Raw genomic sequence first — 15208 nt, 5'->3', positions numbered from 1 at the left:
TATCCTTATTATTAAGAGTATTATAAAATATTTTATTCTTCTCCAAAAATAGAAGTTCTAAAATCTTTAGTTTTATCAAGATACGCTTTAAAGATTGCTCGTTTTAGTTTAAGAACTCTACTATTTGTGTCAGGGTATAATTTCGCCACATCATCTTCAGCATCTTTTTCAACCGCTTCGTTTATAATACTTCTCAACTTATTAATACTATCAATAGTTACCGTCTCTTGACGTACCCAATTATTAGGATTTATAAAACTAATATTTGTTAATTTATTGAATTTATTTTCTCGTTCTTTATACATAGCTTTTTTGAAATCAGCCCAAGATAAATACTGGTTATTAAATATCTTATTAAGCACTAATTTATCAGTTACCAATCCTACTTCTTTACCGTATGAATTAATTTTGCTTCCATTAGCTTTTGCTTCATTTTCATATTGGTTAGAAATATAAGGTACCATACCTTCTTTATATCCTTTTGCAGCTAATAGTTCAAACGCCATTCGACGACCCATTAAATCACCCGGAGTCCCTTTATCATTACTTAAGGCAGAATATATTGGCGAGAAAAGATTGATTGTGTAGTATCCATTTCGTTTATACTCACCTTCATCAATATACCCTCTTCTTGTAATAATATCATTTTCTATAAGACTATCAAATGAATTTAGTTTTTTAGTCTCATCAATAGTTAATCTACGAACAACATTTGTTGCATAAACATCATTTCCATCAGGATCAGATTTAAATTTATTCTCAACTTTTCTCAATAGATTATATTTTTGATTTACATCTAAACTAGCTACTGCATCACCCTCTAACTTCTCAAGTGTATAAACCAGATCAAATAAGTTATGCATATATTTACGTAAATCTTCTGCATTATTGAATCGTTGAGTAGGATCTTTTACTTGTAATCTATTAGCATTTTCCGCTTCATCATATTTCAATACAGAGTTTATCGTGATTGTTGCATCATTTGGATGATCAGGAGCTTGTAGCAATCCTTTAGCATAAAACTCTGGCCCAAGACCAATTCTTCTTCCGTATCCTCCAAGATAAATTTCTCTATCTGAGTTATGTGTCATTTCATGCGTATATGTTACCGCACCAGATTTATCAAGCATACGATAAGACATATAGTAGAATGCATCACCTGTAGCATATGCACCATTAGCATTATGAACTACGTTATTACCTGCTGGTCCAAAGAAATGTTTGATTGCAGGATGATTAGTTTCAAAAGTTGCTTGGTATGTATCTTTTTCTCCTTTATCATCTGTACCAAATCTAAATGCATCATAGACTAGAACACTTCTATATAATTTTTCTTTATTTTCTTTATCTAATATTTTATACCAATAATCATAATGATCTCTAAATCTAGCAGCCGCTTCCCTAGCTTTTTCTTCAACATACTCATTTAACTTAGCTCCTGCTGGATATTCTTTACTTCTATATCTATCGTAAGCTCCAAATCCAATAGTAGAGATATTCGCTACCATAAATATAGATTTTTCAGGTAATGTTAATAACGGTAATACCATACTTTGATATTTCCATGATGGGCTAGTTAATCTATCATATACACCAATAGAATATTGACTACCTGCTATTGATTGTTTTTCACGTACTTCAGGAATCATAGATTTTTCTTCTACAATATAGGCTTTGGTTTGTTCTTTAAACCATTCGTTATTTGTTTTACTTGGAACGAAAACTTTTCTATATTTTTCCAATGTATCAAATAAACTATTAGTTCCATAATTTTTAGATAATAGTACATTATATGTAATAACATTATTTTTAGCTAATAGATTATTATATCCGGATTTACCTAATTCGATAACATTATCTAATGCAAAACTATTAGATTTACCAAAGAAGTCTAACTTGTACATAATTAAATCTTTAGCATTTGTTTCACCATAGTTAAAATTGTACCAACGTTCTAGATATGTTAAACCTAAAAGCAGTGCCTCTTTATTATTTCTAATTTTTTCTACTACATAATTATCTATTATTGAATTATTATTTTCAGCTATCGCCGAATCTGCAGAAAGTAGTTTTGTTAAACTATCTCTCAAATTATTTTTAGTAGTATTAAACTGTTCATCTAAATATAACTCTGTTAAACTAATATCTTTAGAAATATCTAATACTTTTCTAATTGCATCTGATTTATATTCTACTTTATTTAATTCTGGTAATACTTTATCTAAAATATTTTGATAATTGCGAAGTAATGTATTCGGTGTGTAAATTAACTTTGTACCGTTCACACTATACTCTGCTATATTTGAAAAATCACTTTGATATTGTACATTCATCATTTCTGAAGTATTATCCGCGTAATATAGTAATAGTTTATTTATACTTGATTTATTTCCGTTAATATCACTAATTACTTCTTTATCTTTCATAGGAACTACTGATAATAATTCTTTTTTGTAAAGATTACTACTAGTTTCTACTAAATTCCCATACTTAACTATTGTTTCTCTATTATAGAATGGTAATAGTTTTTCTATATTTTTATAAACTTGTTCTTTTGATGAATCGGCATTTTCAAGATTTCTATAGTCAGTTATATATCTAGAAGAGAAATTGAAGTCTTCTATTATGGTATTTTTCTTAGGAACAAGTTCTGCTTTCTTCTCTGAAACTTTATTATTTTCTAATATAGTACCTCTTTGTTTTTCTGAATCTCTGCTAAGTACTTCGTCATCTACCTGTACTACATTTACTACTTTATTATTTTTATTACTATATGTGTTAGTTGCTCTTATACCATTAAAATCATAACCAGCAATAGCATTACCATTCGTAACATTAACATCACTTAGCACATCAGATAGTCGACCTGAATTTTCAACTTCTCCTGAATTATCCCAAAGATTACCTACAACTCCTCCAACATTACCAAAAGGCTTCACATTATTAAGATTACCTTCAGCATAACTATTTCTAATCGTTGCTTTTTTATCTACAACTCCCGCTATACCACCAACAACCTGATCTCCAGAATTTGCATTTGTCGCCATATCAATAGATGAAACTGATCTGTCAATTAAAGCACCAGCTCCTGACAGTTTTCCAACTAAACCACCTATTTGATAACTAGATCTTGTGTTATACGTATTTGTTACTCTACCAGTAAAACTACTATTATATATTTTAGAATCATTAACTTGTGTGACTAAACCACCTATACCACGTTCACCAGCAATAACTCCAGATGAATGAACATTAGTAATTGTAGTTCCATTATTAGCCTCTTTCGCTATTGTAGCAGCAGCATCTTTAGAAGTAACATTTGCTTCTTTTATTGAAAGATCTTGAATAGTAGCACGACTCAAAGAATTAAATAACGGTTTCTTCAAATTATATATAGCGTAGTACTTATCTTTGTTTGTACCAATTAACTTACCACTAAAGTTTTTATTAACATAACTTTCTTGACCATCTTGAAGTTCAACTTCACGAGCATCCATAGTTGCACCTAAGCGAAACTCTCCGGAAGGATTATTATTCATTGCATCTACTAGATTTTTGAATGATGTATAAACTCCCACTTCACTTTTCTGAGTTTTTGGTAAGTAGTATGTAAAATTATCTAGTACTTTATTATTTTCATGGTGTATCAGATTTGTTGCATGTGCTACTATTTTATAGACGTCTCTATTATCTTTATTAGCATTAGTAATACTTTCAACTGGAAGCATTACATCTTTAAAGTTCTCTGATTTTACTTTCATGAAGTAATTTTGTGGGTCATTTGGCACAGAAGCTAATGAAGTTACATGACGATACTTAGTACCATCTTTTGAATATAGTTCTACAGAAGAAATATTTCTAAGTTCTAATTTTTTAAAAACTTCTTTTTCTTCTTTAACATCGTCTTTTTTCTCATCTTTATGACGTTCAAGAGCATCATATTTAGGTGTAATTTCTTTACCGTTTAGAATACTTCTAATCCAAGCTAATTGTGTTGGAGATAAAATTAATCCTCCTGAACGATTCTCAGCTCCATTTTGGTGTATACCAATGACCTCTCCTTTAGAGTTAAAGATTCCTCCACCGCTCATACCAGCTTTTCCACCTTGGTACTGGACACCATATGTATTATTAGCGTATTTTTGTTCCATCTCAACGGTAGTGTCTTTTAAGTGAGTATACTTCCCAGCTGGATATCCATGAACATTTAGTTTGTCATGAACATTTACCTTCGAGTAATTTTCTACTAAGTTGGCATATGGTCTTCTAGTAGATTCAGGTAATTTAATAACTGCTAAATCGTAGATAAATCCTTTTGGATAATCTTTTTGATTATAGAAGTGTATATCGTTTGATGTGAAGGAACCTTTTTGGCCATCAGGCGTCTGCCATTCATATGTATTTTTAACCTTATCGCCTCTAAATTCACCCGTACTGTTATCTGCAGAATTATTTATGAAGTTATGTGCCACTGTCAACAATACATTAGGAGCTATAAAAGTAGCTGAACCCGTTCCTGATAATGCTTTATTATCTTTAACAAAATTCATTCTAAGAAGTGCACTAGCATTTTTTTCTACATTATTGTTTTCTGTTGTATTGTTAGACTCTACCGCAGGTTTTGAACTCTCTATTTTCGGTAATTCGATTTTCCCTGTATATTCTTTTGGTGGCTCTACTTTTTCCGGTTCCACTATCGCTCCAGCCTGTACTCCTGTATATTCTTTTGGCGGCTCTACTATTTCTGGCTCAACAATCGCTCCAGCTTGTACTCCTGTGTATTCCTTCGGTGCTTCTGCTTTTGCTGGTTCCACTATCGCTCCAGCTTGCACTCCTGTGTATTCTTTTGGTGCTTCTGCTTTCGCTGGTTCTACAACCGCTCCAGCTTGTACTCCTTTATACTCAGGTTTTACTTCAACAGCAGGTTTTACTAATTTTTCCCCTTTCGGAGTAACTGAGCTAACTGCTTTTTTCATTCCTTTTTCTATAATTTCTGAAACTGGTGCTTTTGTATTAGTAGAAATTAACTCTCTAGAAACTTCTTTTCCCTCTACGGTAAATATTCTAATAACCTCAGTCTTTTTACCTGCTTGTCCATGTTGTTTTACTCTTGTTGTTCCTTCAGGTAACTGGTTATTATTTTCTATAACTTGATTATATTGTATAGGCGTTTCTACTGTTTTATCAGTATATAATAATTCAGGTTTAGTTAGTTTTCCAGCTAACACTTCATCTTGAGGATTCACTGTATTAACCCCTAATACTTTTCTATCCTCTTTTTTATTTGTATTTTCTATTACTCTTTTATCTTCTTTTTTATCAACATTATTTGATGTTGTTTTATTTTCCTGTTTTATTTCTGTTGCATTTGTATTCGTAATTCCATTTAATTGTGGTTGTTTTTTAGTATTTTGTTGTGACGTAACATTTTCTTTAACTTCTTCATTTACTTTTTTAGTTTCACCTTCATTTTTAATAAATCCAACAAAACTATATCCAGGAATCGAAGAAATCTTAGGAAGTTTATCTCCAACTTTAAGGTTATAATCCATGTTATAGATAGATAATTTTAAGTCTTCCATAGCTCTAACCGGTAACTCTAGAGTAGTCGCTCCCATACTAGTAACTAACAGTATTGATAGTATTTTACGTGATTTATTTTTATCTTTTGCTACAACAACTACTAATAGTCCTAACATTCCTCCTAGGATCATACTTCCTACTCCATAATTTAAACCGGTATTAGGTAACTTATTTAGTTGTGTTGTTTTTGTTGGTTTAAATACTAAGTAATATGTTTCTTCTGCGCTATTTACAATACTCGGTACTTCTTTTTTTACTAATTCTTTCTCTTTATCTGTAAGATTGTCCTCTCCTACATATTTGTAGTGAACTACTGCATTATCCGCAGCTCTTACAATATTTTCTTCAGGTTGAATAGTTGACACCATAAAAAAAGATCCTATTGTCATCGAACAAACTCCAATAGTCAATTTTCTTAGTGAAAACTTATTTTGTTTTTCCCCTAAAAATTTTTTCAACTGTATACCCTTCTTTCATAATATGATACTAAGATTAATTTTGTTTATAATTAATACATTAATTGTAAGCTTTTTCTAGATCAAATGCAAGAAAATAGCTATAAATTCTATGTTTTATTAATTACAATTTATTTTTAATATAATAATTTACTCATTATATTTAACACTATAAATTTATGTTAACCAACTATAACTTCAGTTTCCAAAATAAAAAAACTGGAAGTTTCTTAATTCACTTCCAGTTAAATTCTATTTATTTAACATACCAGCCTGAAGTTGGTACATTTTGTAATAATTACCTTTTAGAGCTATTAACTCTTCATGTGTTCCAGATTCAATAATCTCACCTTTGTCTAACACATAGATACAGTTAGAATCTTGAATAGTAGATAATCTATGAGCAATCGCTATAGTCGTTCTACCTTTTCTCATTTTTTCAAGAGAATTTTGAATCAGTTCTTCAGTTTCAGAGTCGATATTTGCAGTTGCTTCATCAAGAATAAGAATTTTCGGTTTGCTCGCTATAGTTCTAGCAAATGTCAGAAGTTGTCTTTCTCCACTAGAAAAAGTTGAACCTCTTTCTGTAACAATACTATCATACTTATCTTCTAGTTTGTCAATAAAGTTATGTGCATCGACAAACTTAGCCGCTTCAATAACATCTTCTCTTGTTAATTCTTCATTATACATCTTAATATTAGACTCTACAGTTCCATGATATAGGAATGGATCTTGTAGAACTAATCCAACACTATTTCTCAGTTCTTTAGCACTATAATCTTTAATATCAACACCATCAATTAAGATTTCTCCTCTGTCATAATCATAAAATCTAAGGAATAGATTCATAATTGATGATTTACCAGAACCAGTCGCTCCTACAAAAGCAATACTCTCTCCATTTTTTACACTAAATGAAATGTTTTTAAGTACATCGCGTTTTCCATCATATGAAAAACTGACATTTTTAAACTCAATATCACCTCGAGAAATTTTACAATCACTTTCTCTTTGTTCTGGTTCGTATTCTTCATTATCTATAAGAGTGAAAACACGTCCTGCTGAAATTATAGATGTTTGAAGAATCGAGAAATTTTGCATAAGTTCAATTAACGGATTGAAAAGTTGATTCGTATATTGAATAAATGCATAAATTATCCCAGCTGTAAAACCAGCACTCTCAAAACTCAACCCAAAGTACGTAACAATAACTCCATACGCTAATACTTTGAATAACGCCATCGCAGGTCGCAGTAACAAACTATCAACTTTTAATGATTTAGTATAATAACGAAGGTGTTCATTATTAACCTTTCCAAATTCATCTATTAATCGTTGTTCTTGGTTAAATGCTTGAATTATTTTCATACCTTCGATTGATTCAGATAACTTCGTATTCATTTCACTAATTTTCGCTCGAGAAATTTCTACAAGTTTACTAGATAACTTCTGATACATATATACAGAACCAACCATAACTGGAATGAATAATATCATATAGATAGTAAGTTGCCAACTTAAAGCAATCATCGCAGAAAGTGTTACTACAAACATAAGAATAGTATTTAAGAAACTGGAGAAAATTGTTCCAAACATATCTGCAACAGCTTGCGTATCATTGGTTAATCTTGATACAACAGAACCTACAGGAGTCTTATCAAAGTAAGACATCCCTAATTTTTGCAAGTTAGCAAAACTATCATTTCGTAAATCTCTAACTATACTGTGAGCCACTTTTGCGAAGTAATATTCTCCTAAAAATGTAAACACAACTCTTAGAATAAATAATCCAAAATAAATTATTAATATATATAATCCAGCTTTAGCAATATTTTTTGTAATAAAATTATCAATATAATATTGAGCTAAAAGAGGAATTGCTGTTGCGACTATCGAAGTCATTAATATAAATAATAGTGCTAATATCGATAATCCTTTATAGCGCAACATATAGCGCATTAGTCTAAAAAACGTCTTACTTTTCGACACCTTCACTTCCTCCTTTCAAGCTTTCTTCCATTTGTTGACTTTCATAAGTCTCTTTATACCAACCGTTATTGGCGATAAGTTCATCATGAGTTCCTTTTTCAATAATCGTGTTATCACCTAAAACAATTATTAAATCAGCTTCCACTACTGCAGAAAGTCTATGTGCAGTAATGATATTAGTTTGACCACTACGTTGTTCTTTTAAGTTCTCTAAAATAACATGTTCAGTCTTAGCATCAACCGCAGATAATGAATCATCAAGGATTAAAATTTCAGGATTAATAATTAAAGCACGACTCATCGCTAAACGTTGTTTTTGACCACCTGAAAGACTAACACCTTTTTCTCCAACAATCGTATCAAACTTCTCAGGCATGGCCATTATGTCATCATAAAGACCGCAAATTTTCGTAATTTCCTCTACCTTCTTATCATCGATTTGAGGATTAGCAAAACGAATATTTTCTTTAATCGACATAGCGAATAGTACTTGATCTTGTGGTACATATCCAATAAGTTTTCTTAAGTCACTTAGACTGTATTCAGCAATGTCTCTATTATTAAGCTTGATATTGCCAGTTTTAATATTAAACTCTCTTAATAATAGTCTTAATAGCGTAGTTTTACCAGCTCCAGTAACACCAACGATACCCAGTGTTTGACCTTTTTCAATAGCGAACTTAATATCTCTTAGAACACTCTTACCTTCTTCAAATTCGAAGTTGTTGATATTATATTCAAGTCTACCATTTTCAGCTTTGATATTACTATCTAAGTTAGTATTTACCTCATTAGCTTCCGCTAATAAACTCTCAATACGTTTATAAGATACTTCACCACGTTGCGATATATTGTATAACCAACCAATGGCTTGAAGCGGCCATACTAACATATCAAGATAAGTCACGAAAGTAACTAACTCCCCAACAGATAAATCACCATTTGAGATAAAAATACCACCGAAAATAAGAGTTAGTGTATAAGATAATCCAACAAAGATTAATACCATTGGATCGAATAAAGAATTATACTTAGCAGCAATAACATTCTTTCTGAATACTTTTTTATTAACTTCTTTAAAACTCTTTATTTCATCGTTACCATAACCGAATGATTTCGTAACTTTTATCCCTGAAACACTTTCTTGAACCTTGTTATTCAAATCTGAAAATGATTCTTGCGCTTCTTCAAAACTTTCATAGTTTTTATCACCAATATAATTAGTAGCATACGCTAAAAATGGTAAAGGAATAATAGCTATTAAAGTTAATTTGAAATCTATTAAGAATATCATCGTGAACAACGTAACTAGTGCAGTAATGCTTGCATCAACCGCAGACATCACTCCACCACCCGCAACCATTGCCACAGAGTTTATATCATTCGTCGCATGTGCCATTAAATCTCCAGTACGGTACTTTTGGAAGAACGAAGGAGACATCTTTGTAAAATGTTCAAAAAGTCTCGATCTTAAAATACGACCTAAGTTATACGCAGCTCCAAAAATGTAAACACGCCAAACATAACGAAGAGCATACATAGCAAGAGCAGCTAATACTAAATAACCAACATATAAAAATAACTGTCCTTTCGTCAGATTACCTGATTCAATTCTATCAATTACTGTACCGATAACTTTCGGCGGAATCAAGTTAAAAATACTTACTAGAATAAGAGCAATTATTCCTATTAAATATCGTTTTTTTTCTAGCTTCATAAACCAAGCTAATTTTCTAAACAAATACATCTACATTCCTCCTTCTCTTTCTTCTAATTTCGAGAAGACCTCTCCGATTTTTCCATTAATAACAAGATCTGCCATATTATCCTGTGGTGTAGAAGTTTTATTAATAACAATTAAATACTTACCTCTAAAATAATGCAGTAAGTTAGCAGCAGGATAAACACTTAATGAAGTTCCGCCAATAATCAATACATCAGCTTTTTCTATAAAGTTAATAGAAGCATTAAATACTGTCATATCAAGTTCTTCTTCATAAAGAGTTACATAAGGTTTTATAACCCCACCACATTTATCACAACTAGGTATTTCTTCAGTCTTAGCTAAGAAATCTTCTAAATTATAAAAAGACTTACACTTCGTACAATAGTTTGCATCCACACTTCCATGTAGTTTCAAAACATTTTTACTTCCTGCTTGTTCATGAAGTGTGTCTATATTTTGAGTAACAACAGCTTTTAACTTACCTTGTTTTTCTAACTCCACTAAATAATAATGCGCCTTATTCGGTTTAGCATCAGGATAGACCAAATGCTTCTTATAAAAATCAAAGAAATCTACAGGATACTTCACAAACATCGTTCTTGATACGAGCTGTTCTGGAGTAAAATGGCGATTAAGTTCCACGCTAAACACACCATTTGCACTTCTAAAATCTGGAATATCAGATTCTGTAGAAACACCAGCACCACCAAAAAATACAATATTGTCATTTGATTTTATTATATCTCTTAGTTTTTCTATATTATTCATAATACTACCTCCTTATAATATTATAAAAGCTATGAAAAGAAGGAAACTCTTTTTTAAGTCTCCTTCTTTAAATTAACTACTAATTAGTTTCTTTATCTTTTTGAGCTTTTAACTCTTTGATACGTTGTTTACGCTCTTCGATACGAGCTTTTTTCTCTTCACGAGAAGCACTCTTAACTGGACCACGTGCGATATGTTCTTTACTATCATTAGTTACAAGGTTCGTTGGTTCTTGTTTCATCTCGATTTCTTCGTGGCGTTCTACTCTAATACGCATTAAGTTAGTAACAACTTCAACTTGAATGTCATCAATCATGTCCTCGAACATTTGGTAACCTTCAGTTTTGTATTCACGAAGTGGATCAATTTGTCCATATGAACGTAGGAAAATCCCTTTTCTAAGTTGATCCATTTGGTCGATATGATCAGTCCATCTATCATCAATTGCATTAAGAAGAATGTATTTCTCGAATGAATTCATAGTTTCATCACCAAGTAACTCACGTTTTTCAGCTAACTCTAAATTAATTCTGTGTAATACTAATTCACGAATTTCATCATCAGACATAACATCTGAGTATTCACTCTCAGTAATAGGTTTTTGACCTAAGAACTTCTCGTTAAGTGATTTAATGATTTCTTCTGTTTCCTCTTTTTCACTGTGCGCTTCTAAGTTTTCAATGATAAATGCCATAGTTTTATCAACTGCATCACCGATCATTTCTTGAATAATATCAGTAACTACTTCGTTTTCTAATACTTCATTTCTTTCAGCGTACATAATTTCACGTTGTTTACGTAATACATCATCATATTGAAGTACTTGTTTACGTGAGTCATAGTTATTACCTTCAACACGTTTTTGAGCACTTTCTACAGATCTACTTACCATTCTACTTTCAAGTGGTGTATCTACATCTTTACCCATAATTTTTTGTAATCTATCAGCTCCGAAACGAACCATTAGCTCATCTTCAAGAGATAAATAGAATCTACTGTAACCAGGGTCCCCTTGACGTCCTGAACGTCCACGTAGCTGGTTATCAATACGACGAGATTCGTGACGTTCTGTACCGATTACAGCAAGACCACCTAATTCACGAACACCTTCACCAAGTTTAATATCCGTACCACGACCAGCCATGTTAGTCGCGATTGTTACTGAACCACGTTGACCAGCTTGTTTAATAATTTCTGCTTCACTTTCATTTTGCTTAGCATTAAGTACTTTATGAGGTACTCCATATCTATATAATAACTTAGATACTAATTCACTCGTTTCAATAGAGACTGTACCTAAAAGAACTGGTTGCCCTTTGTCATAACGTTCTTTAACTTCTTGAGCTACCGCATTGAACTTAGCTTCCATGTTTGAATAAATATAGTCTGGTGCATCAATCCTTTGGATAGGTCTGTTTGTAGGAATAGTTGTTACAAACATGTTGTAAATATTTCTAAATTCCTCTTCCTCTGTTTTACCAGTACCTGTCATACCACTAAGTTTTTTGTACATTCTGAAGAAGTTTTGGAAAGTAATAGTCGCCATTGTTTTACTTTCTTTTTGAATAGGAACACCTTCTTTAGCTTCGATAGCTTGGTGTAACCCTTCAGAGAAACGACGACCAGGCATTGTACGACCTGTAAATTGGTCAACGATTAAGATCTCTCCATCTTCAGCAACTACGTAGTCAACATCTAAAGCCATTGTGTAGTTAGCTTTTAACGCTTGGTTAATGTGGTGAGTTAAATCAACATTTTTTAATTCATAAAGATTTTTTAATCCAAAGTAACTTTCAGCTTTATCAATACCATTTTCAGAAAGTTGAATAGCTTTAGTTTTAATATCTAAAGTATAATCTCCATCACTTCCATCTTCTTCCTCTGCTTTTTTCAGAGTTTTAACGAAAGCATTCGCTACTTGGTAAAGTGAAGTTGATTCTTGTCCTTCACCAGAAATAATAAGTGGTGTACGAGCTTCATCGATAAGAACTGAGTCAACCTCATCGATTACGGCATAGTTTAATGGACGTTGAACACGAGCTTCAACCGTCTTAACCATATTATCTCTTAAATAGTCAAATCCTAACTCATTGTTTGTTGAGTATGTAATATCAGCATTGTACGCTGCTCTTTTTTCTTCAGAGTTTAAAGAGTTTAAGTTAAGCCCAACAGAAAGTCCCATATAGTTATAGAAAACTCCCATTTCTTGAGCATCACGTTGAGATAAGTATTCGTTAACTGTAACAACGTGTACCCCTTCTCCAGCTAATGCATTTAAGTATACAGGCATTGTGGCAGTAAGAGTTTTACCTTCCCCTGTTCTCATCTCTGCGATATCCCCACGGTGAAGTGCGATACCACCCATGATTTGAACTTTATATGGTTTCATCCCTAAAGAACGGAATGCCCCTTCACGAGCCGCAGCAAACGCATCTACTAAAATTTTATCTAATATATCCGGTGTTTCTTTACCTTTTTCTTTTTGTTCTTGGATATAAGCTTTAAATTCTTCTGTTTTATTTACTAATTGTTCATCGCTAAGACTTGAATATTCTTCATCTTTAGCTAATACTTTATCAGCTAATTTTGATAAGCTTTTTACTTCTCTTCTGTTAGCATCAAATATTTTTCCTAAAATAGCCATTAACATTTTCCTTCCGACATATTTTTCTATTAAATGATTTTATAATCATATTATAATTCATCTCTTAATTATAACATTCATTTATCTTTAAAGCAACAACAATAATACGATTTTAAGTTGATATTAACTACGTTTTTTATCCAACTAATAAAGCTAAATGAATTTATATATTTTTTAATTTTAAACATACAAAAATTCTAGTAGAACTCCCCCTTAAAATTCTACTAGAATTTTTTTATTTGTATTTTTTTAGTAAATTTTCCAATTTCTCAACATATAAATCTCGAACATTTTGAGGTGCTAATATTTCTATATCATTACCTAAAGAGAAAATCCAACCTAAGAAATGACCACTACACATAACTTCTACAGAAGTTTGATAAGTATCACCTTTTTTATGAATAATAATATCTTTTCCAAATCTATCAACGATTGCTCCTATTAATGACTCTTTAAACTCTAAAGTCACTTTTTCTAAAGTTCCACCGTACATACCAAATATTTTCTTTGAATAACTTGATATATCTTCTTTTTGAAACTTTTCGTGACCTACTCTATCATCAGCAGCAATAACGACATTTCGCATTTTATCAACACGATAATTTTTTATCAACTCTGTCTTAGCATCAAAAGCAACCATATAATAATTTTCATCATTCCATACAAGAGCGAATGGACTTACATTATAAACTTCACCATTTTTTCTATCAATCATCTGTTTTTTATAATTCCATTGCCAATAATTAAAATCAATTTGCTTATTTTCTGCAATTGCATTATGAATTGCATCGACATTGTAGTAAATATTTTCATTTATATATTTATTTTCTTCGAAAGAATATACCTGTCTTTGAATTTTCTGAGCTTGTTTTTTACTCGCTAATTTCTTCAATTTTAAAATTAGATCTCGTGATTTTTTTACAGTTAAAAACTTACTTGCCTGAATTACATCGATTAACATTTTAACCTCAGCAAGCTCAAATTCTCTTTCTACTAATGCATAGATATTCTCACGACCATTCTTTTCAACAACGATATTAAATCCATAATCTTGTAGTAATTCTATATCTTTATATAGAGTTTTTCTCTCAACGATAATTTCTTTTTTCAAGAGTAAAGAAGTTAAGTCTTTCACACTTAAATAAGTATTTTCATCGCTATAATCTCTTAGTATTTCTAATAAGTACAATAGCTTTAATTTTTGATATCTTCCTTTTTCCATAAATTTCGCTCCTTATATACACTTATGTATATAATAACAACTATTTACGAATTTTTCTATTACTTTTATGTATTTTCACATCTCTATTGACAACTTCTGCGATTACAGAACCCCCAGTAACAAAACATACTTTTACAAAGAATTTATCTCCTACTTTATCATAAATTCTTCCTGCACTTTTTGTACCTTTCGCAACAGTTCTACAAGAATTCCCAACATAGCCAACTTTACCAAATGTTTTCATCATTACTTTAATAGCTTCTTCGTCATAATCGTTATCAAACTCTTTTTCACAGCTTATAACATCTCCTACTTTAAAAATCTTATTTCCAAAATAGTGTTCCATCCCTGTAATTGTAATATAATCTTTTTCCATTTTAAATCACCTCTTCGTTTTGTGATTTAATTATAACAATCTATCTGTCCATTTTTTTGGACTCTTTTAAAATTTTATAAAAAAAATAGGGAGTGACTCAAAAATCGTGATTTCGTAGAGAAATGATATGTACCCCTTTTACTGGACAAACCAGTGAAAGGGGTATTTTTATGCGTTATAGTTTTGAATTTAAAGTAAAATGTGTTGAGATGTATGAAAGAGGGGAATATCCAGATACACCTAACGGAATAACCACTAGAAAATTTAAAGATACTATTAGAAAATGGAAAAGAATGGTTGATTCGTTAGGAGTAAGTGTCTTGCGACATAAAACAAAAAATAAGAAGTGGAATCCAGAAGAAAAACTAGTATTAGTTTCTAAAATTTTAGCTGGTTATTCATATAATTCCGTTGCACTAGACAATGGAATTAACTATAGGAC

8 protein-coding genes are annotated in these 15208 nt (G+C 31.3%); 1 reads left to right on the top strand and 7 read right to left on the bottom strand.

Annotation, left to right across the window (positions count from 1 at the left end; genetic code table 11):
• Positions 1–32: 32 nt before the first annotated feature.
• The 7 genes from ACWOA3_RS02095 to ACWOA3_RS02065 all read right to left on the bottom strand — a co-directional run bounded on the left by ACWOA3_RS02095 (position 33) and on the right by ACWOA3_RS02065 (position 14766).
• Positions 33–6041, bottom strand: coding sequence for a ZmpA/ZmpB/ZmpC family metallo-endopeptidase (locus ACWOA3_RS02095; protein ID WP_456883925.1), 6009 nt, complete (start codon positions 6039–6041; stop codon positions 33–35).
• 249 nt (positions 6042–6290) lie between these two features.
• Entirely contained in the window at positions 6291–8030 is a 1740-nt protein-coding gene (locus ACWOA3_RS02090) for an ABC transporter ATP-binding protein (RefSeq protein ID WP_456883924.1), read from the bottom strand.
• Positions 8017–9777 carry an ABC transporter ATP-binding protein gene (locus ACWOA3_RS02085; RefSeq protein WP_456883923.1) on the bottom strand — a complete coding sequence of 587 codons (1761 nt, stop codon included), beginning with the start codon at positions 9775–9777 and terminating at the stop codon, positions 8017–8019. The genes ACWOA3_RS02090 and ACWOA3_RS02085 overlap by 14 nt, the downstream gene beginning before the upstream one ends.
• Positions 9778–10524 carry an NAD-dependent protein deacylase gene (locus ACWOA3_RS02080; protein ID WP_456883922.1) on the bottom strand — a complete coding sequence of 249 codons (747 nt, stop codon included), beginning with the start codon at positions 10522–10524 and terminating at the stop codon, positions 9778–9780. It lies immediately after the preceding gene.
• Between the two features lie 79 nt (positions 10525–10603).
• Positions 10604–13168 carry a preprotein translocase subunit SecA gene (gene secA / locus ACWOA3_RS02075; protein ID WP_314989295.1) on the bottom strand — a complete coding sequence of 855 codons (2565 nt, stop codon included), beginning with the start codon at positions 13166–13168 and terminating at the stop codon, positions 10604–10606.
• Positions 13169–13403: 235 nt separating this feature from the next.
• Positions 13404–14390: a helix-turn-helix transcriptional regulator gene (locus ACWOA3_RS02070; RefSeq protein ID WP_456883921.1), complete on the bottom strand. Its 987-nt coding sequence runs from the start codon at positions 14388–14390 to the stop codon at positions 13404–13406.
• Positions 14391–14430: 40 nt separating this feature from the next.
• Positions 14431–14766 carry an HIRAN domain-containing protein gene (locus ACWOA3_RS02065; RefSeq protein WP_204644153.1) on the bottom strand — a complete coding sequence of 112 codons (336 nt, stop codon included), beginning with the start codon at positions 14764–14766 and terminating at the stop codon, positions 14431–14433.
• Positions 14767–14936: 170 nt separating this feature from the next.
• Here ACWOA3_RS02065 and ACWOA3_RS02060 point away from each other — a divergent pair.
• The coding region (locus ACWOA3_RS02060) for a hypothetical protein (protein ID WP_456883920.1) at positions 14937–15208 on the top strand (272 nt) is incomplete at its 3' end.

The organism is Gemella taiwanensis, from assembly GCF_054054385.1.
Note: the sequence above shows the minus strand (reverse complement) of the source record. Positions and strands in the feature narration are given on the sequence as shown.

Coding starts and splice junctions, on each gene's coding strand:
- ACWOA3_RS02085 (WP_456883923.1), bottom strand. CDS start 9,777: ATGTATTTGTTTAGAAAATTAGCTTGGTTTATGAAGCTAGAAAAAAAA.
- ACWOA3_RS02080 (WP_456883922.1), bottom strand. CDS start 10,524: ATGAATAATATAGAAAAACTAAGAGATATAATAAAATCAAATGACAAT.
- secA (WP_314989295.1), bottom strand. CDS start 13,168: ATGGCTATTTTAGGAAAAATATTTGATGCTAACAGAAGAGAAGTAAAA.
- ACWOA3_RS02070 (WP_456883921.1), bottom strand. CDS start 14,390: ATGGAAAAAGGAAGATATCAAAAATTAAAGCTATTGTACTTATTAGAA.
- ACWOA3_RS02065 (WP_204644153.1), bottom strand. CDS start 14,766: ATGGAAAAAGATTATATTACAATTACAGGGATGGAACACTATTTTGGA.